16 protein-coding genes and 1 tRNA gene are annotated in these 20,213 nt (G+C 72.2%); 13 read left to right on the forward strand and 4 right to left on the reverse strand.

The features are described 5' to 3' along the window. Window positions 1-496 precede the first annotated feature (496 nt). From FHY05_RS21765 to phbB, 3 genes are read left to right on the forward strand one after another with little or no spacing between them, the layout of a single operon-like run. Window positions 497-2,713, forward strand: a complete 2,217-nt coding sequence (locus FHY05_RS21765; RefSeq protein WP_183946561.1) for a molybdopterin cofactor-binding domain-containing protein — start codon at window positions 497-499, stop codon at window positions 2,711-2,713. Beyond that, entirely contained in the window at window positions 2,714-3,733 is a 1,020-nt protein-coding gene (gene hemH / locus FHY05_RS21770; protein WP_183946563.1) for a ferrochelatase, read from the forward strand. It begins immediately after the preceding gene. Between the two features lie 30 nt (window positions 3,734-3,763). After that, the gene (phbB, locus tag FHY05_RS21775) at window positions 3,764-4,486 is read left to right on the forward strand and encodes an acetoacetyl-CoA reductase (protein WP_183946565.1); all 723 of its coding nucleotides are present in this window, start codon (window positions 3,764-3,766) and stop codon (window positions 4,484-4,486) included. Between the two features lie 150 nt (window positions 4,487-4,636). Here the strand turns inward: phbB and FHY05_RS21780 are convergent, their stop codons facing one another. After that, a complete protein-coding gene (locus FHY05_RS21780; protein WP_183946567.1) occupies window positions 4,637-5,527 on the reverse strand; it encodes a LysR substrate-binding domain-containing protein in 891 nt (296 codons plus the stop codon). A 188-nt stretch (window positions 5,528-5,715) separates the two neighbouring features. Between FHY05_RS21780 and FHY05_RS21785 the strand changes: the two genes are divergently transcribed. From FHY05_RS21785 to FHY05_RS21805, 5 genes are all read left to right on the forward strand, one after another. After that, window positions 5,716-8,919, forward strand: a complete 3,204-nt coding sequence (locus tag FHY05_RS21785; RefSeq protein WP_183946569.1) for an efflux RND transporter permease subunit — start codon at window positions 5,716-5,718, stop codon at window positions 8,917-8,919. Next, complete coding sequence (locus tag FHY05_RS21790; RefSeq protein ID WP_183946571.1) at window positions 8,912-10,090, forward strand: efflux RND transporter periplasmic adaptor subunit; 1,179 nt, start codon at window positions 8,912-8,914, stop codon at window positions 10,088-10,090. Before FHY05_RS21785 ends, FHY05_RS21790 begins: the two co-directional genes overlap by 8 nt. A gap of 320 nt (window positions 10,091-10,410) precedes the next feature. Beyond that, on the forward strand, window positions 10,411-11,778 hold the full coding sequence (locus tag FHY05_RS21795; RefSeq protein WP_221191368.1) for an efflux transporter outer membrane subunit: 1,368 nt from the start codon (window positions 10,411-10,413) through the stop codon (window positions 11,776-11,778). Window positions 11,779-12,037: 259 nt separating this feature from the next. Beyond that, entirely contained in the window at window positions 12,038-14,128 is a 2,091-nt protein-coding gene (locus FHY05_RS21800; RefSeq protein ID WP_183946575.1) for a phosphocholine-specific phospholipase C, read from the forward strand. 166 nt (window positions 14,129-14,294) lie between these two features. Next, window positions 14,295-15,536: a hypothetical protein gene (locus tag FHY05_RS21805; protein ID WP_183946577.1), complete on the forward strand. Its 1,242-nt coding sequence runs from the start codon at window positions 14,295-14,297 to the stop codon at window positions 15,534-15,536. Window positions 15,537-15,580: 44 nt separating this feature from the next. Here FHY05_RS21805 and FHY05_RS21810 read toward each other — a convergent pair. Continuing rightward, window positions 15,581-15,670: transfer RNA gene (locus FHY05_RS21810), tRNA-Ser, on the reverse strand. A gap of 126 nt (window positions 15,671-15,796) precedes the next feature. Here FHY05_RS21810 and hspQ point away from each other — a divergent pair. The 5 genes from hspQ (at window position 15,797) to FHY05_RS21835 (ending at window position 18,278) form a co-directional block, all read left to right on the forward strand. Further along, complete coding sequence (hspQ, locus tag FHY05_RS21815; protein ID WP_183946579.1) at window positions 15,797-16,174, forward strand: heat shock protein HspQ; 378 nt, start codon at window positions 15,797-15,799, stop codon at window positions 16,172-16,174. A gap of 123 nt (window positions 16,175-16,297) precedes the next feature. Next, the gene (gene rplU / locus FHY05_RS21820; protein ID WP_132910024.1) at window positions 16,298-16,594 is read left to right on the forward strand and encodes a 50S ribosomal protein L21; all 297 of its coding nucleotides are present in this window, start codon (window positions 16,298-16,300) and stop codon (window positions 16,592-16,594) included. Window positions 16,595-16,620: 26 nt separating this feature from the next. Beyond that, entirely contained in the window at window positions 16,621-16,890 is a 270-nt protein-coding gene (rpmA, locus tag FHY05_RS21825; RefSeq protein WP_183946581.1) for a 50S ribosomal protein L27, read from the forward strand. 172 nt (window positions 16,891-17,062) lie between these two features. After that, complete coding sequence (locus FHY05_RS21830) at window positions 17,063-17,605, forward strand: GNAT family N-acetyltransferase (protein ID WP_183946583.1); 543 nt, start codon at window positions 17,063-17,065, stop codon at window positions 17,603-17,605. A gap of 73 nt (window positions 17,606-17,678) precedes the next feature. After that, window positions 17,679-18,278 (forward strand): TetR/AcrR family transcriptional regulator, encoded by a 600-nt coding sequence (locus tag FHY05_RS21835; protein WP_183946585.1) that lies wholly within the window; start codon window positions 17,679-17,681, stop codon window positions 18,276-18,278. Between the two features lie 135 nt (window positions 18,279-18,413). Here the strand turns inward: FHY05_RS21835 and FHY05_RS21840 are convergent, their stop codons facing one another. Both FHY05_RS21840 and FHY05_RS21845 read right to left on the reverse strand, forming a co-directional pair. Next, window positions 18,414-18,992, reverse strand: coding sequence for a hypothetical protein (locus FHY05_RS21840; RefSeq protein ID WP_183946587.1), 579 nt, complete (start codon window positions 18,990-18,992; stop codon window positions 18,414-18,416). 10 nt (window positions 18,993-19,002) lie between these two features. After that, the gene (locus FHY05_RS21845) at window positions 19,003-20,151 is read right to left on the reverse strand and encodes a zinc-dependent alcohol dehydrogenase (RefSeq protein WP_183946589.1); all 1,149 of its coding nucleotides are present in this window, start codon (window positions 20,149-20,151) and stop codon (window positions 19,003-19,005) included. Window positions 20,152-20,213: the final 62 nt, after the last annotated feature.

Below are 20,213 nucleotides of genomic sequence, written 5' to 3' on the forward strand. Positions count from 1 at the left end.
CAGATGAACACCGGCGCGATCCTGGAGGGCGCGGAGAAGTACCAGCGCATCGCGCAGACCATGGGCCTGCCGCGGGACAACCACTGACCCGGGGGCGGGTCGCTGCGCCGGCGGCGCTCGGCGCCTTTGCCCTGCGTCCCGGCTGGTACCACGCCCACCGCTAGCGTCATCCTGAGCTTGTCTCAGGACCCACCGTGCCGCGTACCCGATGCCCGCGGCGCCTGCGGGACAGTGGATCCTGAGACGAGCTCAGGATGACGCCGGGAGAGGAGGGCGCCCAGCCGTCTTGCGGGACCGCGCTCGGGACAGATGCGCTCACCGCGCTCCCTCTCTGCGCCTCCGCGCCTCCGCGTGAAGGAACTTGGCCGCGCGAAGTCGCGAAGTAGCGGAGCAGCGGGGCGCGGCACCGCAACGTGTAAGCAACACCTCTCGCCCGATCACCCTGAGCGAGCTTTGGCGCTTCCCCGCCGTGCGCCACCCCGCTAACTCCCGCCGCATGGCCGCGCTGACCCGACGCAAGCTGCTGATCTCCGGGGGTGCCGGCGTCGGGCTGGTGGTCGCCTGGGCGGTGTGGCCGCGGCAGTACGGCGCCGCGCTGCCGACCGCGCCGGGCGAGGCGGCGTTCGGCCCCTTCCTCAAGATCGCGCGCGACGGCCAGGTGATCGTCGCGGTCCCGCAGTGCGAGCACGGCCAGGGCGTCTACACCACGCTCGCCCAGATCGTCGCCGACGAGCTCGGCGCCGACTGGCGCACCGTCGGCGTCGAGGCCGCGCCGCTCGCGCCTCCCTATGCCAACCCGATCGGCGCCGCCGCGCTGTTCGCCGACGCCGCGGCGCACGTGCCCGAGCGGGTGCGCGACGAGCTGTGGACGCGCGACTCGCTGCTGGTCACCGCCGGCTCCAGCTCGGTGCGGCGGTTCGAGCAGCCGCTGCGCGAGGCGGGCGCGGCCGCCCGCGTGCTGCTGTGCCAGGCCGCGGCCGAGCGCTGGGACGCCGACTGGCAGCAGTGCGACACGCGCGCCGGCTTCGTCACGCTCGGCGAGCGTCGCCTCCGCTTCGCCGAGCTGGCCGAGGCGGCCGCAGCCGGGCGGGTCCCCGACGAGCTGCCGCTGCGGCTCGGCGACGAGGGGCGGTTGAGCGGCGAGTCGCTGCCGCGGCTCGACTCGCCCGCCAAGGTCGACGGCTCGGCCAATTTCGTCGCCGACGTGCGCCTGCCCGACATGGTCTTCGCCAGCGTCCGGCAGGGGCCGCAGCCCGGCGCGCGGCTGCTCTCCTGCGACAGGGCCGCGGCCGAGCGCGTGCGCGGCCTGCTCTCGGTGGTGACGACCGACCACTGGGTCGCCGCGGTGGCGAACGACTGGTGGTCGGCCAACCAGGGCGTCATCGCGCTGGCTCCCCGCTTCGCGCGCAGCGGCACGATGGTCGACGATGCGGCGATCGAGCGCGCGCTCGACGCCGCGCTCGATCGCGCCGGCGAGCCGGTCGCGCGCGCCGGTGACGCCGCCGCGGCGCTGCGCGGCGCGGGCGTGATCGCGGCCGAGTATAGCGTCCGCCCCGCGCTCCACGCCGCGCTGGAGACACCCGCGGCGACGGCGCACTGGCGCGACGGGCGGCTGGAGCTGTGGCTCGCCACCCAGGCGCCGACGCTGGCGCGCGCCGCCGCGGCACGCGCGGTCCAGCTGTCCGAGCGCGACGTGATCGTCCACGCGCTCCAGGTCGGCGGCTCGTTCGGCGCGGCGCTCGAGCATGACGTCGCGGCGCAGGCGGCGGTGCTCGCGCGCGCGCTGCGGCGCCCGGTGCAGCTCTGCTGGTCGCGCGGCGAGGCGCTGCTGCAGGACCGTGTCCGCGCGCCCGCCAAGGCGCGGATGCGCGCGCGGCTGGGCCCGCGCGGCACGATCCTGGCGTGGCACGCCGCCATCGCCGCGCCGCCGACCGGGCGCGCGCTGGGCGAGCGGCTGCTCGCGGGCGACCCGCTGCGCCGCGTCGCCGCCGCGCTGCCCGCGGGCGCGGACCGCTACGCCACGTCGGGCGCGGTGCCGCCCTATCGGCTGCCGGCACTCGCGGTCGACCACCACCCGGTCGCGCTCGACCTGCCGACCGGCCACCTGCGCGGCGGCGCCGACGGCTACACCGCCTTCTTCACCGAGTGCTTCATCGACGAGCTGGCGCGCGCCGCGGGGAGCGAGCCGATGTCCTATCGCGTCGGGCTGCTCGGCGGCGACGCGCGGCTGGCACGCTGCCTCACCACCGCGGCCGAGCTCGGCGGCTGGTCGGGCGGCGTGCCGGGCAGCGCGCAGGGGATCGCCTGTCACCGCCTGGCGGGCAGCGCGATCGCGGTGCTCGCCGAGGCCGAGGCGGGGGAGGGCGGTGCGGCGCGCGTGAGCCGGCTGGTGGCCGCGGTGGATGGCGGGCGCGCGATCAACCCCGACGTGGTGCGCCAACAGATCGAGGGCGGGCTGGTGTTCGGCGTCGCCGCCGCGACCGGCGCCGCGGCGGGGTATCAGGACGACCTCGCCACCGTCCGCCACCTCGGCGCGCTCGAGCTGCCGACGCTCGCCACCGCGCCCGAGATCAGTGTGGAACTGATCGCCAGCGGCGCGGATTGCGGTGGGATCAGCGACCTCGGCGTGCCCGCGGTCGCCCCCGCCATCGCCAACGCGCTGTTCGCCGCCACGGGCGCGCGGCGGCGCGCGCTGCCGCTCAGGAGTTCGTAGATGCTGCCCGCCGACCATCCGAGGATCCCGGCGCCGCGCGTCGGCGTGCTGCTGATCAATCTCGGTACGCCCGATTCCGCCGACACGCGCGCGGTGCGCCGCTACCTCGCCGAGTTCCTGTCCGACCGGCGCGTGGTCGAGCTGCCTCGGATCGCGTGGCAGCCGATCCTGCGCGGCATCGTGCTGACGACGCGCCCGAAGAAGTCGGCGCATGCCTACCAGCAGGTGTGGAGCGAGGCGGGTTCGCCGCTCGCCGCGGTGACGCGCGCGCAGGCCGAGGCGCTCGTGGGGGCGTTCGGCGAGGGCGTGCTGGTCGACTGGGCGATGCGCTACGGCAACCCCTCCATCGCCGACCGGCTGGCGGCGATGAAGGCGGCGGGGTGCGAGCGCATCCTGCTGGCGCCGCTCTACCCGCAATATTGCGCGGCGACGACCGCCACCGCCAACGACAAGGCGTTCGCCGCGCTGGCGCAGTGGCGCTGGCAGCCCGCGATCCGCACGCTGCCGCCCTATCACGACGATCCCGCTTATATCGCGGCGCTGGCCGCGCGCGTCGGCGAGGGGCTGGACGCGCTCGACTTCGCCCCCGACGCGCTGATCGCCAGCTTCCACGGCATGCCGCAGCGGACGCTGGAGCGCGGCGACCCCTATCACTGCCACTGCCAGAAGACCGCGCGGCTGCTCGGCGCGGCGCTGCGCGAGCGGCTCGCCGGCCGGCCGCTCACGGTGGCGTTCCAGTCGCGCTTCGGCAGCGCCAAGTGGCTCGGCCCCGCGACCGACACCACGCTGGAGGCGATGCCGGGGCAGGGGGTGCGCAAGGTCGCGGTGGTGGCGCCGGGCTTCTCCGCCGACTGCCTCGAGACGCTCGAGGAGCTGGCGATCCGCGGGCGCGAGAGTTTCCTCGCCGCCGGGGGCACGCACTTCGCCTATCTGCCCTGTCTCAACGACTCAGCCCAGGGCGTCGCCATGCTGCGCACGATCCTGTCGCGCGAGCTTGAAGGCTGGGTGGCCCGCGGCTAGCCTCTCACCAAGGTTAAGGGAGAGGCAGGCATGGCAAGGGTCGCGATCGTCACCGGTGGTACGCGGGGCATCGGCGAGGCGATCAGCGTGGCGCTACGCGACCTCGGCATGACCGTCGCCGCCAATTACGCCGGCAACGACGAGCGCGCGCGCGACTTCACCGCGCGCACCGGCATCGCCGCGTACAAGTGGGACGTGGCCGACCATGACGCCTGCCAGGACGGCTGCGCCCAGGTCGCCGCCGAGCTCGGCGCGGTCGACGTGCTCGTCAACAACGCCGGGATCACGCGCGACGGCACGATCCTGAAGATGACCTACCAGATGTGGAAGGAGGTCATGGACACCAACCTGGGCGGCTGTTTCAACATGGCGAAGGCGGTGTTCCCCGGCATGCGCGAGCGCAAATGGGGCCGGATCGTCAACATCGGCTCGATCAACGGCCAGGCCGGGCAGTACGGGCAGGTGAACTACGCCGCGGCGAAGAGCGGCATCCACGGCTTCACCAAGGCGCTGTCGCAGGAGGGGGCGCGCGTCGGCGTCACCGTCAACGCGATCGCGCCGGGCTATATCGATACCGACATGGTCGCCGCGGTGCCGGGCGAGGTGCTGGAGAAGATCGTCGCCAAGATCCCGGTCGGTCGGCTCGGCCAGGCGCAGGAGATCGCGCGCGGCGTCGCCTTCCTGTGCTCGGAGGAGGCCGGGTTCGTCACCGGCTCGACGCTGAGCATCAACGGCGGGCAGCATATGTACTGAGGTCGGACCTATCTCGCTCGCAGCGGGGCGTGCTCCTGCGCACGCGGGAGGCTCGGGGCAAGCAGCGGCATCGCCCGCAACCCTGGGCTTCCGCCTGCGCAGGAGCAGGGGCCGGCTTGGCGGCATCAAGGTGTGGAGCCCGTAAGACGCTCAACCGGCTCCCTCGGTCACGATCGCCACGAAGTTGGCGGCGACGGGTGGGCTCGCGGCGGCATGGACGAGCCACATCGCGCTCACCGCACTGTCGTCCCCGAGCGCGGTATAGACCAGCCCGGCGGATTGGAGCGCGCACAGCGACTCCGCCACCACGGTGATGCCGACTCCGGCGGCCACCAGCCCGAGCAGCGTCGACACCTCGCGGACCGTCTGGGCGACGCGCGGCTCGGCCCCGGTCGCGCGCATCAGCGCGAAGAGTTCCTCGGTGAAGCCGCCGCTGCGATCGCTGGCATAGACCACCAGCGGGTGCGCCGCCGCGTCGGCCAGGCGCAGCCCGGTGCGACCGGCGAGCGGATGGTCGGGACGGGTCGCCACGACCAGGCGCTCGCGCAGGATTCGGGTGGCGGTCAGCTCGGGCGGCAGCGCGGGCGGGGCGGCGCTGCGGAGGAAGCCGACGTCGAGCGCGTCGGCCAGGATCGCCCCGACCTGCGCTGGCCCGGCAACTTCGGACAGCGCGAGCTGCACGTCGGGGTAGCGCAGCCGGTAGCTGTTGATCGCGGCGGCGACCTGCGGGATGAACGGTGCCGAGGCGTTGAAGCCCACCCGCAGCTCGCCCAGTTCGCCGCGTGCGGCGCGGCGCGCCACCGTCGCGGCGGCGTCCGCCTCGGCCAGCGTGCGTCGTGCCGCCTCGAGGAACATGGTCCCGGCATAAGTGAGCGTGACCCGGCGGCTGGTGCGATCGAGCAGCCGGACGCCCAGTTCGTCCTCCAGCTGGCGGATCTGCTGGCTGAGCGGCGGCTGCGAGATGCCGAGCCGCGCCGCCGCGCGCGCGAAATGCAGGTCCTCGGCGACTTGGACGAAGTAGCGCAGATGCCGAAGCTCCATGATCGATAGGCTCTACGTATCGATCGCGGCGGAAACAATATTAGACAAACCGTTAACCAGCGCTCATCCGCTGCACCGCGGCATGTCATTGCGCCGCCGTCCTTTCCTGGTCGTCCGACGCCGCACGCGCTAGGCTGGCGCGCGACGCCGCTCACGGGGGCGGGCGTCACCTACGGGAAGCTGTGCCCATGATCGGCATCGTACGCATCGCGCTGGCGCGCCCGCTGACGTTCATCGTCATGGCGATCCTCATCGCCATCGTCGGCGTGCTCGCGGCGATCCGCACCCCGGTCGACATCTTCCCCGACATCAAGGTGCCGGTGATCGCCACCGCGTGGCAATATGCCGGCCTCTCGCCCGACGAGATGTCGGGGCGGATCATCACCCCGTTCGAGCGCGTGCTGACCACCACGGTCAACGACATCGACCATATCGAGAGCCAGTCGCTGCCCGGGATCGGCGTGGTAAAGATCTACTTCCAGCCCGGCGCCGACATCCGCACCGCCACCGCGCAGGTCACCTCGGTGTCGCAGACCGTGCTCAAGCAGCTGCCGCCGGGCATCACCCCGCCGCTGGTGCTCAACTATAGCGCCTCGACGGTGCCGATCGTCCAGCTCGCGCTGTCGGGCAAGGGGCTGTCCGAGGGGCAGATGTTCGATCTCGCCAGCAACCAGGTGCGCCCCGGGCTGGTCACCGTGCCGGGCGCGGCGATCCCCTATCCCTCGGGCGGGCGGCAGCGCCAGATCCAGATCGACCTCGACCCCGACGCGCTTCAGTCCAAGGGGCTGTCGGCGCAGGACGTCGGCAACGCGATCGCGGCGCAGAACCAGATCAACCCGGCGGGCTTCGCCAAGATCGGCGGCTTCCAGTACAGCGTCCGCCTCAACAACGCGCCGGGATCGATCGAGGAGCTCAACAGCATCCCGGTCAAGGTTGTCGGCGGCGCCACCATCTACATGCGCGACGTCGCCCACGTGCGCGACGGCTCGGCGCCGCAGACCAACGTCGTCCACGTCGACGGCGCGCGCTCGGTGATCATGACCGTGCTCAAGAACGGCGCGACCTCGACGCTGGCGATCGTGCAGGGGATCAAGGACGCTTTGCCCAAGATCCAGGAGACGTTGCCGAGCACGCTCAAGATCGTGCCGATCGGCGACCAGTCGCTGTTCGTCCGCGCTGCGGTGGAGGGCGTGGTGAAGGAGGGTGCGATCGCGGCGGCGCTGACCAGCCTGATGATCCTGCTGTTTCTCGGCTCGTGGCGCTCGACCGTGATCATCGCGATCTCGATCCCGCTGGCGATCCTGTCCGCGATCATCGGCCTGGCGGTGACGGGCAACACGCTCAACACGATGACGCTGGGCGGCCTCAGCCTCGCGGTCGGCATCCTGGTCGACGACGCGACGGTGACAATCGAGAACATCAACTGGCACCTCGAACAGGGCAAGCCGGTCCACCGCGCGATCCTCGACGGCGCGGCGCAGATCGTCACGCCCGCCTTCGTCTCGCTGCTGTGCATCTGCATCGTCTTCGTGCCGATGTTCTTCCTGCCGGGTGTCGCGGGCTTCCTGTTCGTGCCGCTGGCGCTGGCGGTGGTGTTCGCGATGATCGCCTCGTTCATCCTGTCGCGCACGCTGGTGCCGACGATGGCGATGTACCTGCTGCGCCCGCACGGCGCGGGCGACGACCACGACCAGCACAGCGCCGGCGCGCCCGCGTCGCGCAACCCGCTGGTGCGCTTCCAGCGCGGCTTCGAGGCGCGGTTCGAGCGGATCCGCACGGGGTACGGCGGGATGCTCGAGCGCGTGCTCGCCGCGCCCAAGGGGTTCGTGATCGGCTTCCTAGCGGTGGTGCTGCTGTCGTTCGGGCTGGTGCCGTTCCTCGGGCAGAACTTCTTCCCCTCGGTCGACGCCGGGCAGATCGCGATGCACGTGCGCGCGCCGGTGGGCAGCCGGATCGAGGAGACGTCGGCCGAGTTCGACCGCATCCAGCGCCGCATCCGCCAGATCATCCCGGCGGACGAGCTGGTGTCGGTGGTCGACAACATCGGCCTGCCGGTCAGCTCGATCAACACGACCTACAACAATTCGGGGACGGTCGGCCCGCAGGACGGCGACGTGCTGATCCAGCTGTCGCACGATCACGCGCCGACCGACGATTATGTCCGCCGCCTGCGCGAGCAGCTGCCGCGCGACTTCCCCGGTGCCACCTTCTCCTTCCTGCCCGCGGACATCACCAGCCAGATCCTCAACTTCGGCGCGCCCGCGCCGATCGATATTCAGATCGCGGGCAAGGATGCCGCCGCCAACGCGGCCTACGCGCAGAAGATCATGCGCCGCATTGCCAGGATCCCCGGCCTGGCCGACGCCCGCATCCAGCAGTCGGCGCGCTACCCGCAGCTCGACGTCGCGGTCGACCGCAGCCGCATGGGGCAGTACGGGCTGACCGAGCGCGACGTGACGACCAGCCTGGCGAGCTCGCTGGCGGGCACCGCGCAGACCGCACCGGTGTTCTTCCTCAACCCCGACAACGGCGTGTCCTACCCGGTCGTGGCGCAGGCGCCCGAGTATCGCGTCGGCTCGATGAGCGACCTGTCAAGCATCCCGGTGACCGGCACCAGCGGGCGCTCGCAGGTGCTGGGCGGGCTCGGCACGATCGTGCGCAGCAACGCGCCCGCGGTGGTGTCGCACTATAATATCGCGCCGGTGGTCGACATCTTCGCCACCCCGGCGGGGCGCGACCTGGGCGCGGTAGCGGGCGACATTCGCACGGTGCTCGACGATCTGAAGGCCGAGGCGCCCAAGGGCGCGACGGTCACGCTGCGCGGGCAGTACGCCACGATGAACAGCGCCTTCTCGGGGCTCGGCTACGGGCTACTCGGCGCGATCGTGCTGATCTACCTGCTGATCGTGGTCAACTTCCAGAGCTGGCTGGACCCGTTCGTGATCATCACCGCCCTGCCCGGTGCACTGGCGGGGATCATCTGGATGCTGTTCACCACCGGCACGACGCTGTCGGTGCCCGCGCTCACCGGCGCGATCATGTGCATGGGCGTGGCCACCGCCAACGCGATCCTGGTGGTGAGCTTCGCGCGCGAGCGGCTCGCCGAGCTGGGCGACGCCACCGCCGCCGCGCTGGAGGCGGGGATGACCCGCTTCCGCCCGGTGCTGATGACCGCGCTGGCGATGATCATCGGCATGCTGCCGATGGCGCTGGGCCTGGGCGAGGGGGGCGAGCAGAACGCGCCGCTCGGCCGCGCGGTCATCGGCGGGCTGCTGGTCGCCACCTTCGCCACGCTGATGTTCGTCCCCGTCATCTTCAGCCTCGTCCACCGCCGCCGCGCCGCGACCGCGCCGACGCGCGAGGCCCATCATCTGGAGCAAGCCCATGTCTGAGGCGTCGTTCGAGACGTCCCCCGTCGCGCCGTCTGCGCCGCCGTCGCGCTCGCTGCGCACCGCCGGGATCGCCGCGGCGGTGATCGCGGTCGGCGTCGTCGGCGCGGGGATCGCGGCGCGCTCGCGCACCGACAGCAGGCTGGCCGACTGGACCGCGGCGCAGTCGACCCCGACCGTCGCGGTGATCCAGGCCAAGCCCGCCGCGGCGACGGGCGCGCTCACGCTCCCCGCCAACCTCCAGGCGATCAACAGCGCGCCGATCTTCGCGCGCACCAGCGGCTACGTGCGGAGATGGTACGTCGACATCGGCGATCCCGTCCGCGCCGGGCAGACGCTGGCGGTGCTCGACGCGCCCGAGATCGACCAGCAGCTCGCCGCCGCGCGCGCCGACCTGGAGACCGCGCGCGCCAACCAGCAGCTCGCCGCCTCGACCGCGACGCGCTGGCGCAACATGCTCGCCAAGGACGCGGTGTCGAAGCAGGAGACCGACGAGAAGGTCGGCGACCTCGCCGCCAAGACCGCGGTGACCAACGCGGCGCGCGCCAACGTCTCGCGGCTGACCTACACCCAGGGCTTCACCCGGCTGATCGCGCCGTTCGCCGGCATCGTCACCAGCCGCTCCACCGACATCGGCGCGCTGGTGACCGCGGGGACGGCGGCGTCGACGCCGCTGTTCACCGTCTCCGACGTGCGGCGGATGCGCGCCTATATCCGCGTGCCGCAGAACTACTCGGCGCAGATCCACCCGGGCATGCACGTCACGCTGACGCTGCCCGAATATCCCGGTCGCAGCTTCGACGCGACGCTGACCCGCACTGCCGGGGCGGTGGAGCAATCGTCGGGCACGGTGCTGGTGCAGGTCGAGGCGCCCAACCCGGACCGCGCGCTCAAGCCCGGCGCCTATGCGCAGGCGAGCTTCCCGGTGGCGGGCGCGAGCGGCGCGGTGGCGCTGCCCGCGAGCGCGCTGATCGTCGGCGAGAGCGGCACCCAGGTCGCGCTGGTCGGCGCGGACGGCAAGGCGCACCTGCGCACGATCCGGATCGGGCAGGACCATGGCAACACGGTCGAGGTGAGCTCGGGCGTCACCCCGCGCGACCGCGTGATCGACAACCCGCCCGACTCGCTCGCCGACGGCGACGCGGTGCAGGTGCAGAAGGCGGGCGCGCGGTGAGGGGGTGGGCGCTGCGCTCGCGGCCCTGGGCTCCTGCGTTCGCAGGAGCACGGGGTGGGGCGGTGACGCTCGGCCGTGTTCCTGCGCACGCAGGAACCCAGGGCGATCAGGCGTTGCGCTCGTCGTCGCGTGGCTTTGAAAGCGCGCCGACACCCTACGCCTTCTCGTCACCCCGGACCTGTTCCGGAGCTCACGGTCCCGCTTTTTCAACGATCGTGGAGCGCGCCGACAGGTGGGTCCCGGAACAGGTCCGGGATGACGGGAGTGGGACACGCGCCCGTCACGCGCTTACCTTCACCCGCCTCGCCACGCTCGCCGCGCTGCTCGCCACCGCGGCCTGCTCCGTCGCGCCCGATTACGTCCGGCCTGCCATCCCCGCGCCCGCGGCCTACAAGGAGGCGGAGGGCTGGCAGGCGGCCGGCACCGACGTCGCATCCCCGGGCAAGTGGTGGGAGGCCTTCGCCGATCCGGTGCTCACCGGACTCGAGGAGCGAGTCGTCGCCGGCAATCAGGATCTCGCCGCCGCGGTGGCGCGCTACGACCAGGCGCGCGCGGTCGCGCGCCAGGCACGGTCCGATCTCTTCCCGGAGGTCGGCGTCTCCGCCGACGTCAGCCGCGACCGCGTCTCCGCCGGCCGCCCGCTCGCGCTCGGCAGCGCCGCGCCCTACACCGTGGGCACGGTCGGCGCCTCGCTCGCCTATGAGCTCGACCTGTTCGGTCGCGTGCGCGACTCGGTGCGTGCCAGCCGCGCCGATGCCGCCGCCAGCGCGGCCGACGTCGCCGCGGTGACGCTCGGGCTGCAGGCGCAGCTCGCCAGCATCTATTTCGACATGCGCGGGCTCGACGCGCGCATCGTGCTGCTGCGCCAGACGGTCGAGGCGAACGCGCGCGCGTATCAGCTCACCGACACGCGCCACGGCGGCGGCATCGCCTCGGGGATCGACGTCAGCCGCGCGCAGACCCTGCTCTCCAGCGCGCGCGCCGAGCTGTCCGCGGTCGGCGTGGCGCGTCAGCGCGACGAGCACGCCATCGCGGTGCTGCTCGGCGAGGCGCCCTCTGGCTTCACGCTCGCGGTCGAGGACCGCCAGCTCGCGCCGCCGGCGATCCCCGCCGGCCTGCCCTCGACCTTGCTCGAGCGCCGCCCCGACATCGCCGCGGCGGAGCGGCGCGTCGCCGCCGCCAACGCGCGGATCGGCGTGGCGCGCGCGGCGCTGTTCCCCAGCGTCACGCTCGGCGCCGCGGGCGGGTTCGAGGCGGCGCGCGGCTCGCTGCTGAGCGCCTCCAACGGCTTCTGGGCGCTCGGCCCGCTCTCCGCCGCGCTGGCGATCTTCGACGGCGGGCGCCGCCGCGCCGGCGTGCAGCGCGCGCGCGGCGAATATGACGAGGCGGCGGCGTCGTACCGCCAGACCGTGCTCACCGCCTTCCGCGAGGTGGAGGACGCGCTCGCCAGCCAGCGGCTGCTCGCCGCGCAGGAACGCGACCAGCGCACCGCGGCCGAGGCGGCCGAGCACACGCGCGAGCTGGCGCTGATCCGCTACCGCGACGGGGCGGCGGACTATCTCGAGGTGGTCACCGCGCAGACCGCCGCGCTCGACGCCGAGCGCGCGCTGCTGACGGTGCGCAGCCAGCAGCTCCAGACCGCGACCGACCTGATCCGTGCGCTCGGCGGGGGCGTCGCGGCGGGCTGAGCCGTGCTGTCATCGGCGTGCCGCACGGTGCGGGTAACGTCGGTACGACACCAGCTTGATCCGAGAAGCCCCTCCCCTTCAGGGGAGGGGTTGGGGTGGGGCGTCTCCACTGGCGGTGCGTTTGCCGAAGCGCCCCACCCCCGCCCCTCCTCTGAAGGGGAGGGGAGATCGTCTAAAGTCGTCCTTCTTCCCTCGCGGGACAGAAGGAGAGGGCGGGCGCCTCGGGCGAGGCTCCGTCACGAGGCCGAAGGAGCACGCCATGCCGCCGATGCAGGACCGCCGCAGCTTCATTCGCGGCATGATGGCCTCCGCCGGGGCCGCCGCGGCGCTGACCCCGTCGATCGCGCGCGCGCTCGAGCTGCCCGGGCGGCACCGCACCGGCACGCTGCGCGACGTCGACCATGTCGTGATCCTCACCCAGGGAAACCGCGCTTTCGACCATTATTTCGGCGCGATGCGCGGCGTGCGCGGGTTCGGCGACCGTTTCGCCGCGCCGGCGCCGCCGCTGCCCGACGCGCCGAGCCGCACCGTCCTGCTCCAGCCCAACGAGCATGCCGGCGCGTCGCCCGCGCTGCTCGCGCCGTTCCGGCTCGACACCGCGACCGACTTCCGCCTCTATCGCCCGCTCGGCACGCCGCACGGCTTCACCGACAGCCAGGCGGCGTGGGACAACGGGCGGATGGGCGCGTGGACCGCGGCCAAGCACAACCACGCGATGGCGCATTTCACGCGCGCGGACCTGCCATTCCAATATGCGCTCGCCGAGGCCTTCACGCTGTGCGACGCCTATCACTGCGCGATGCACCTCAGCACCAACCCCAACCGTCTGTACATCTGGTCGGGGACGCACGACCCCCTGGCGCGCGCCGGCGGCCCCGCGATCGACAACGGCTATGACAGCCTCGGTGCCGACCCGCTGCGCCACGGCGGCTATCGCTGGACCACCTATCCCGAGCGACTGCTGGCGGCGGGGATCGGCTTTCAGATCTACCAGGACATGGCGGACAATTTCACCGACAACCCGCTGGTCGGCTTCCACGCCTATCGCCGCGCCCAGTCCGCCGCGGACGAGGCCGCGGCGCTGCTCGCCCGCCGCACCACCACGACGCGCACGCTCGACGACCTGCGCCAGGACGTGCGCGACGCACGCCTGCCCGCGGTGTCGTGGATCATCGCGCCCGAGGCGGCGTCGGAGCATCCCAGCGTCTCCACCCCGCTGCAGGGCGGCGACTACACCGCGCGCGTGCTCGACGCGCTCACCGCCAACCCCGACGTGTGGGCGCGCACCGCGCTGCTGATCAACTTCGACGAGAACGACGGGCTGTTCGATCACGTGCCCCCACCGGCGCCGCCCGCGCGGGTCGGCGGCCGCCCGGTCGGCTCCAGCGACGTGCCCGCCGACGACGAATATCACGTCCACTGCCGCACCCCCGAGGACGCCGCCTATCGCGACCGCCCCTACGGCCTGGGCATGCGCGTGCCGCTCTACGTCGTCTCGCCGTGGAGCCGCGGCGGCTACGTCGCCTCCGAGGTGTTCGACCACACCAGCATCCTGCGCTTCCTGGAGGCGCGCTTCGGCGTGCGCGAGCCCAACATCAGCGCGTGGCGCCGTTCGGTGTGCGGCGACCTGACCTCCTGCTTCGACTTCGCCGCGCCCGACACGGTGGCGTTCATGGCGGGCCTGCCCGCGACCGCGGCCGCGTCGGCGCGTGCGGCGGGGCTGAAGGGGGTCGCGCCGGCCGTGCCCGCCGCGGTGGAGGCACCCGGGCAGGAGCGCGGCCTGCGCCGGCGCCGCGCCACGCCCTACGCGCTCGACGCCCAGCTGCGCGGCGGCGACTCGCCCGCGCTGCTGCTGGTCAACCGCTCGCACGAGCGCGCGGCGGCGTTCCACGTCTACGACATGGCCCGGCTGGTGGAGGTGCCCGCGCGCTACACCGTCGCGGCGGGCGGCGCGCTGCCGCATCCCCTGCCGGCCGGCGCGGCCGACCTGTTCGTGCTGGGTCCTGACGGCTTCCATCGCCGGCTGGTCGGCCGCGGCGACCTGTTCGGCGTCGGCCTCGCGCGCGGCGCCGCGCCCGCGCTGCTGGTCGAGAACCGCACCGACGCCCCGCTGACGGTCGAGGTCACCGACCGGGCCTATGGCGCCTCCCCTGTCACGATCGCGCTGCGCCCGCACGAGACCCGCCGCGTCGCGCTCGACCTCGCCGCGAGCCACGGCTGGTACGATCGCGCGCTCGTCGGGGGCGGGCAGGCGTGGCGCATGGCGGGGCATGTCGAGGACGGCCGCGGGTCCTTCTCGGACCCGGCCGCGGGCGGGGCCGGCCCGCTGGTACCTGCGACGGTGATCTGAGGCTCGGCGGCCGCGCCTCAGGGGGGCGATGTCGCGTGGTGCGCTGGAGGACGTCGCCGAGGCGCGGACGCGCCGCGTGACAGCCCGGTGCCCCCCGTGCCGGCGGAGCAGCGGCGGGCGACACCGATCATCTTGCGCCGCGCACGCCGGTGCGAATGAAGCGACGATGCACCACGCTCGCCTGACCGCCTGGCTCGCCGGTCTCACCCTCCTCCTCGCCGTCCCAGCGCCGGCGCAGGAACCGCGACCGGCCCCGGCGCCCTTCGCGGCGTCGCGGGCGTGGGACTCGTTCGTCACGCTGCTGCGCGACCGTTACGGTTATCTGACCCGCCCCGGCATCGACGGTGAGTCGATCCTGGCGACCTTCGCGGCGCGCGCGCGTGCCGCACGGACCGACAAGGACTTCATCGACGTCCTCCAGCTCGTCGCGCACAATTTCGCCGATCCGCATCTCGTCGTCGACCCGCTCGACGCCGACGATTGGGCGGTGGTGCCGACCGCCTCCGACCTGTTCGGCAGCTACGACGGCGTCCGCTTCCGGATCGGGGAGGTGCGCGCGGGCAGCGACGCGGCGGCGCGCGGTGTCACGGCCGGGATGACGGTGCTGCGGCTCGACGGCGTGTCGCCGCGCCGCGCGATCGAGCAGGTCACGGGCCGCGCCTTCGCCGACCTCACCCCGCCGCAGGTCGCGTTCGCCTTCAACGTCGCGCTGGCCGGTCACCGACGGCGCGCGCGGGTGCTGGAGGTGGCCGAGGGGCGGCGTCGCGTCGCGCTGCCCGCCACCAACACGCTGGCGGACCGGATCGAGCACGGGCCGCTACTGGACGTCGAGCGCCGCGGGGCGATGGGGATCATCCGCATCAACAACTCGCTCGGCGACCAGGCGCTGATCGACCGTTTCGCCCGCGCGCTCGAGACGCTCGAGGGAACGGACGCGCTGTTGATCGACCTTCGCGACACGCCCAGCGGCGGCAACACCAGCGTGGCGCGCGGCATCATGGGACACTTCGTCGACCATGACCGCCCCTATCAGATGCATGTCGTACCCTATGAGGCGCGCGTGCTCGGGCCGACGCGCAAGTTCGTCGAATATGTCGCCCCCTACGGCCTACGCTATGCCGGGCGAGTCTATGTCGCGGGCGGGCGCTGGACCGGCAGCATGGGCGAGGGGCTGATGATCGGCTTCGCGGCGATCGGCGCCACCACCGTCGGCACCGACATGGCGCATCTGCTGGGCGCGCTCAGCAACGAGACGATCGAGGGCTCGGCGGCGCAGGTCGACCTCGGCACCGAGCAGCTCTTCACCGTGACGGGGCTGCCGCGCGAGCTCTATCGCCCCGACATCTACATCGATCGTGCGGAGCGCACGCCCACGATAGACCCGGTCCTGTCCGCGCTCGGGCGGTAACGCGACGTCGGGCCAGGTCGGCTGATCGATGATGGTGGGGGAAGTGGCGGAGAGGGTGGGATTCGAACCCACGGTACCCGTGAGGGCACAACGGTTTTCGAGACCGTCCCAATCGACCACTCTGGCACCTCTCCGCGGAGGACGCCGGGGCCTGCGAGAGGCGCGCCGGCGGCGATCGAGCGGCGCCCCTAGCCCGGTCGCGGGACGGACGCAAGCGTGTCTGTTGTTGTGCGCGCCGATTTCCGCACTAGATTGTAGCGATGACCAGCGAACACACGATCATCGCTAAGGCCGAGGCGCCGGTGGCGCCCCCAATCGCGCACGCGCGCTTCTCGATCGGCGACGTGGTGCGCCACCGCATGCTCGATTTCCGCGGTGTGATCTTCGACGTCGACCCGGTCTTCGCCAACAGCGAGGAATGGTACAACTCGATCCCGGAGGATTTCCGGCCGAGCAAGGACCAGCCCTTCTATCACCTGCTCGCCGAGAACATGGAGTCGAGCTACGTCGCCTACGTCAGCCAGCAGAACCTCGTGCATGACGACAGCGACGAGCCGATCGACCATCCCGCGATCGCCGGCCTGTTCGATCGGCTCGACGGTGGCCGCTACGGGCTGAAGCGCCAGCATCGCCACTGACGTTGCGGCTTCGTCGATCGGTCACGGAATCGGTTGACAGGCCGGGAGGCTTCGCATAGCTCGCACGCTTCTCTCGCAGGGTACGCCCTCGCGAGCTATGAAATTTGGGAAGTGACAAGAGCCATGTTCGCAGTCGTGCGCACGGGCGGCAAGCAGTATCGCGTCGCCGCCGGAGACAAGATCGTCGTCGAGAAGATCGAGGGCGAGGCCGGCGCGTCGGTGACGCTGGGTGACGTGCTGCTCGCGGGCGAGGGCGCGGATCTCAAGTCGGTCGACGGCCTCACCGTCGCGGCGGAGATCGTCGCGCAGGCCAAGGGCGAGAAGGTGATCGTCTTCAAGAAGCGTCGCCGCCACAATTATCGTCGTCGCAACGGCCATCGCCAGAACCACACGATCCTCAAGATCGTGTCGGTCGGCTGATCCCGTAGCGCGCAGGAGCAAGAGCAATGGCACATAAGAAAGCAGGCGGTTCGTCGCGCAACGGTCGTGATTCGGTCGGCCGTCGTCTCGGCGTGAAGAAGTTCGGCGGTCAGGAAGCGATCGCGGGCAACATCCTCGTGCGCCAGCGCGGCACCAAGTTCTACCCGGGCCGCAACGTCGGCATCGGCAAGGACCACACCCTCTTCGCGCTCGTCGACGGCCGCGTGGTGTTCCACGAGGGCAAGCTCGGCCGCAAATTCTGCTCGGTCGACATTATGGCGGCCGCGGCCGAGTAACATCGGGCAACCAACCGGGTTGCCCACCAGGGCGACCCGGGGTTCCGCAGCACGGAACCCAGCCAACAAGGGAGACGGGTCGCCCCGGCTCCCTTTTTTCATGCTCCCTCGCCCCAGCGTGTCGCGCCACCGTCATCCGGTTGTGGCAGCGGCCCGAACAAGGAGACGGAGCATGTTCGCGTTGACGCCGAGACTCACCCTCAGGCCGGGCTGGCTCGAGGATGCCCCCGCGCTGGCGCGCGCGATCGCGCACGAGGCGGTGGTGTCGCGGCTGGCGCGCGTGCCCTGGCCCTATGCCGAGGAGGACGCGGCCGCCTTTCTCTCGCTCCAGCCGCACCCGCGCGAGCCGCGATTCCTGATCGCCGAGCGCTTCGGCGACTATCGTCTGGTCGGCGGCGTCGGGCTGCATCGCGGCGAGCGCGGCGGGGTCGAGCTGGGCTATTGGCTCACACCCGAGGTGTGGGGCCGCGGCTATGCCACCGAGGCGGGGCGCGCGGTGCTCGACCTCGCGCGCCACGCGCTCGGACTGACGCGGGTCGACTCGCATCATCACGCCGACAACCCGGCCTCCGGACGCGTGTTGCGCAAGCTCGGCTTCGTCGAGTGCGGCCGGTCGCGGCGCTACGCGCTGGCGCGCGACGCCGAGGTGGAGTGCGTCGACTATTCGCTCGACCTCGCCGCCGACCCCGCGCGAGCGATGCCGATCGCGGCCTGATCGTCGGTTGCTTTCGGCGCGGAAGCGGGCACAAGGGCAGCAACATTCCGCAACCTCGACAGGTCACGATCCGATGCCGCGGGCGACCGCTGTCCTTCCCCGCCGGCGGCTGACGCCCGAGGCGTCGCGCGACGCGGCGCTGGAGGCGGCGCGCGCGCTGCTGCTGGAGGATGGGCCACAGGCGGTCACGCTCAAGGCGGTGGCGGCGCGCGTCGGGCGGACCCACGCCAATCTGCTCCACCATTTCGGCTCGGCCGACGGGTTGCAGCAGGCGCTGATCGAGCGGATGGCGGCGGCGATCGTGGCGACGATCCGCGACGCGGTGCGCCGCTCGCGTGCCGAGCGCGATCCGGCCGAGCTGGTCGACGTCGTGTTCGACGCGTTCGGCGCGGGCGGGGCGGGGGCGCTGGCGAGCTGGATGATCCTCACCGGCAACCGCGACGCGCTCGATCCCGTGCTCACCGCGATCCACGACCTGGTCGAGGAGCTGGCGCGCGACGAGGAGCGGCCCGACGCGCCGATCCGCGACGAGACGCTCCAGCTGGTGCTGGCGGCGCTCGGCGACGCGCTGCTGGGTGCGGCGATGGCGCGCGCGCTGGAGCTGCCGCGCGGCCGCGCGCGTGAGCTGGCGAGCCGCATGCTGCTGCGCGACCGCGGGCTGGGGGAGGGATAGGGCGCGTCGGGTCGGACGACGCCCCTGTCCGTGCTCCTGCGGAAGCAGGAGCCCAGGGTCGCCCGCACCATCATTTGTTGTCTGCTTCACCCTCGGTTCCGGCGTTCGCCGGAACACGGCCGAGAACTCGCGTAATCAGCGACGTCCGCCGCCGATGCCGCTGTTCGACGGTTCGACCAGCAACACCGTCTGCTTCGCCGCCGCCCGCTCGCGCCGTACGTTCGCCGCGATCGCCGCGCCCACCGCGATCGTCCCCGCCGCCAGCGCCCATCGCGTGACGAGCCGCTCGCGATCGTGCCGCCACGCCGCGCCCGTACCCATCTCCGCCGGCACGTTGGGCAACGTGCCGCGCGACAGGTCCTCGACCACGCCCTCGACCACGTCGACACGGTCGGCGCCGAGCAGGATCAGCCAGTGTAGCCAGTTCGACTCGCTCCAGCGGAACGCGAGCCGCCGCATCGCGCCGCTCACCCCGCGCGGCGGCACCGATGTGCCGACCACCGCCGGCTGACGGACGTGCTCGATCGACTGCAGGATCTCGACGTCGGGCTGCTGCACGGGAGGGCGGTCCCAGCGGCGCGTCAGCCCGTGATCACGCGACTGGTCGCGGATCGGATAGGTCGGGTCGTTGCGCGCGTCGGCGTCGACGCCCCATCCGGGGATCGTCGCTGGGTCCACGAGCGCGGGGCTCAGCGTCTTGGCGGTGCGCTCCATCGCGTGCTCCTCAGCCGGCATGCGGCACCAGCACCGGCTTGATGCAGCCGTCCAATTTGTTGGCGAACAGGTGATAGGCGTCGGCCACGTCGCTGAGCGGCACGCGGTGCGTGATCAGCGCCTTGGGATCGATCCGCCCGGCGCGGACGTGCTCGATCAGCCGCGGCAGCAGCCGCTTGACCGAGGCCTGGTTGGCGCGGATCGTGATGCCCTTGTTCACGACATTGCCGATCGGGACCATGTTGCCGGTCGGCCCGTACACGCCGACGACCGAGACGATCCCGCCCTTCTTCACCCCGTTGATCGCCCAGTGCAGCGGGATCGCCGAGCCGGCCTCCAGCTTGAGCTTGGTGCCGAACAGCCAGTGCCACGCGTTGCCGCGCGCGTCGCCACCGACTGCGTCGATCGCGACATCGGCGCCCAGGCCGTCGGTGGTCTTCTTGAGGAACACGACGACGTCGTCGAGCTCCTCGAAATTGTACACCTCGGCCGGCCCATAGGTGCGGACGAAGTCGAGCCGATAGTCGTACATGTCGAGCACGATCACGCGCCCCGCGCCGAACAGCCAGGCGGCGCGGGCGGCCATGATGCCGACCGGGCCCGCGCCGAAGATCACGACCGTGTCGCCCTTCTGAATGCCGCCCATCTCCGCGGCCTGGTAGCCGGTCGGCACGACGTCGGTGAGCAGCACCGCGTCGTCCGGGTCCATCCAGTCGGGGATCTTGGTCGGGCCGACGTCGGCGTAGGGCACGCGGACATACTCGGCCTGTCCGCCGTCATAGCCGCCCGCGGTGTGCGAGTAGCCGAAGATACCGCCGACCGCGGTCGCCTGCGGGTTCGACTCGTGGCAATTGCCGTACAAGCCCTGCTGGCAGAAGTGGCAGTGGCCGCAGGCGATGTTGAACGGCACGAGCACATGGTCGCCCGGGGCGAGATTCTCCACCTCCGCGCCGACCTCCTCGACCACGCCGCAGAACTCGTGGCCGAAGGTGCTGCCGACGCGCGTGTCGGGCACCATGCCGTGGTAGAGGTGCAGGTCCGATCCGCAGATGCACGAGCGCGTGACGCGCACGATCGCGTCGCGCGGGTGAAGGATTCGCGGCATCGGCTTCTCGGAGAGGCGGACCCGGTAGGGCCCGCGATAGTCCATCGCCAGCATTGATGTTCCCCGTGAGGCGACCAGGGCCGCCGTGGGCCCAGCTAACGCGCTGTTTTTCAACA

This window comes from Sphingomonas sp. BK580, assembly GCF_014194975.1.
Taxonomy (GTDB): domain Bacteria; phylum Pseudomonadota; class Alphaproteobacteria; order Sphingomonadales; family Sphingomonadaceae; genus Sphingomonas.

What these genes read in the sequence shown, in the direction of transcription:
- FHY05_RS21765 (WP_183946561.1), top strand. Translation starts at nt 497, where the DNA reads ATGGCCGCGCTGACCCGACGCAAGCTGCTGATCTCCGGGGGTGCCGGC.
- hemH (WP_183946563.1), top strand. Translation starts at nt 2,714, where the DNA reads ATGCTGCCCGCCGACCATCCGAGGATCCCGGCGCCGCGCGTCGGCGTG.
- phbB (WP_183946565.1), top strand. Translation starts at nt 3,764, where the DNA reads ATGGCAAGGGTCGCGATCGTCACCGGTGGTACGCGGGGCATCGGCGAG.
- FHY05_RS21780 (WP_183946567.1), bottom strand. Translation starts at nt 5,527, where the DNA reads ATGGAGCTTCGGCATCTGCGCTACTTCGTCCAAGTCGCCGAGGACCTG.
- FHY05_RS21785 (WP_183946569.1), top strand. Translation starts at nt 5,716, where the DNA reads ATGATCGGCATCGTACGCATCGCGCTGGCGCGCCCGCTGACGTTCATC.
- FHY05_RS21790 (WP_183946571.1), top strand. Translation starts at nt 8,912, where the DNA reads ATGTCTGAGGCGTCGTTCGAGACGTCCCCCGTCGCGCCGTCTGCGCCG.
- FHY05_RS21800 (WP_183946575.1), top strand. Translation starts at nt 12,038, where the DNA reads ATGCCGCCGATGCAGGACCGCCGCAGCTTCATTCGCGGCATGATGGCC.
- FHY05_RS21805 (WP_183946577.1), top strand. Translation starts at nt 14,295, where the DNA reads ATGCACCACGCTCGCCTGACCGCCTGGCTCGCCGGTCTCACCCTCCTC.
- hspQ (WP_183946579.1), top strand. Translation starts at nt 15,797, where the DNA reads ATGACCAGCGAACACACGATCATCGCTAAGGCCGAGGCGCCGGTGGCG.
- rplU (WP_132910024.1), top strand. Translation starts at nt 16,298, where the DNA reads ATGTTCGCAGTCGTGCGCACGGGCGGCAAGCAGTATCGCGTCGCCGCC.
- rpmA (WP_183946581.1), top strand. Translation starts at nt 16,621, where the DNA reads ATGGCACATAAGAAAGCAGGCGGTTCGTCGCGCAACGGTCGTGATTCG.
- FHY05_RS21830 (WP_183946583.1), top strand. Translation starts at nt 17,063, where the DNA reads ATGTTCGCGTTGACGCCGAGACTCACCCTCAGGCCGGGCTGGCTCGAG.
- FHY05_RS21835 (WP_183946585.1), top strand. Translation starts at nt 17,679, where the DNA reads ATGCCGCGGGCGACCGCTGTCCTTCCCCGCCGGCGGCTGACGCCCGAG.
- FHY05_RS21840 (WP_183946587.1), bottom strand. Translation starts at nt 18,992, where the DNA reads ATGGAGCGCACCGCCAAGACGCTGAGCCCCGCGCTCGTGGACCCAGCG.
- FHY05_RS21845 (WP_183946589.1), bottom strand. Translation starts at nt 20,151, where the DNA reads ATGCTGGCGATGGACTATCGCGGGCCCTACCGGGTCCGCCTCTCCGAG.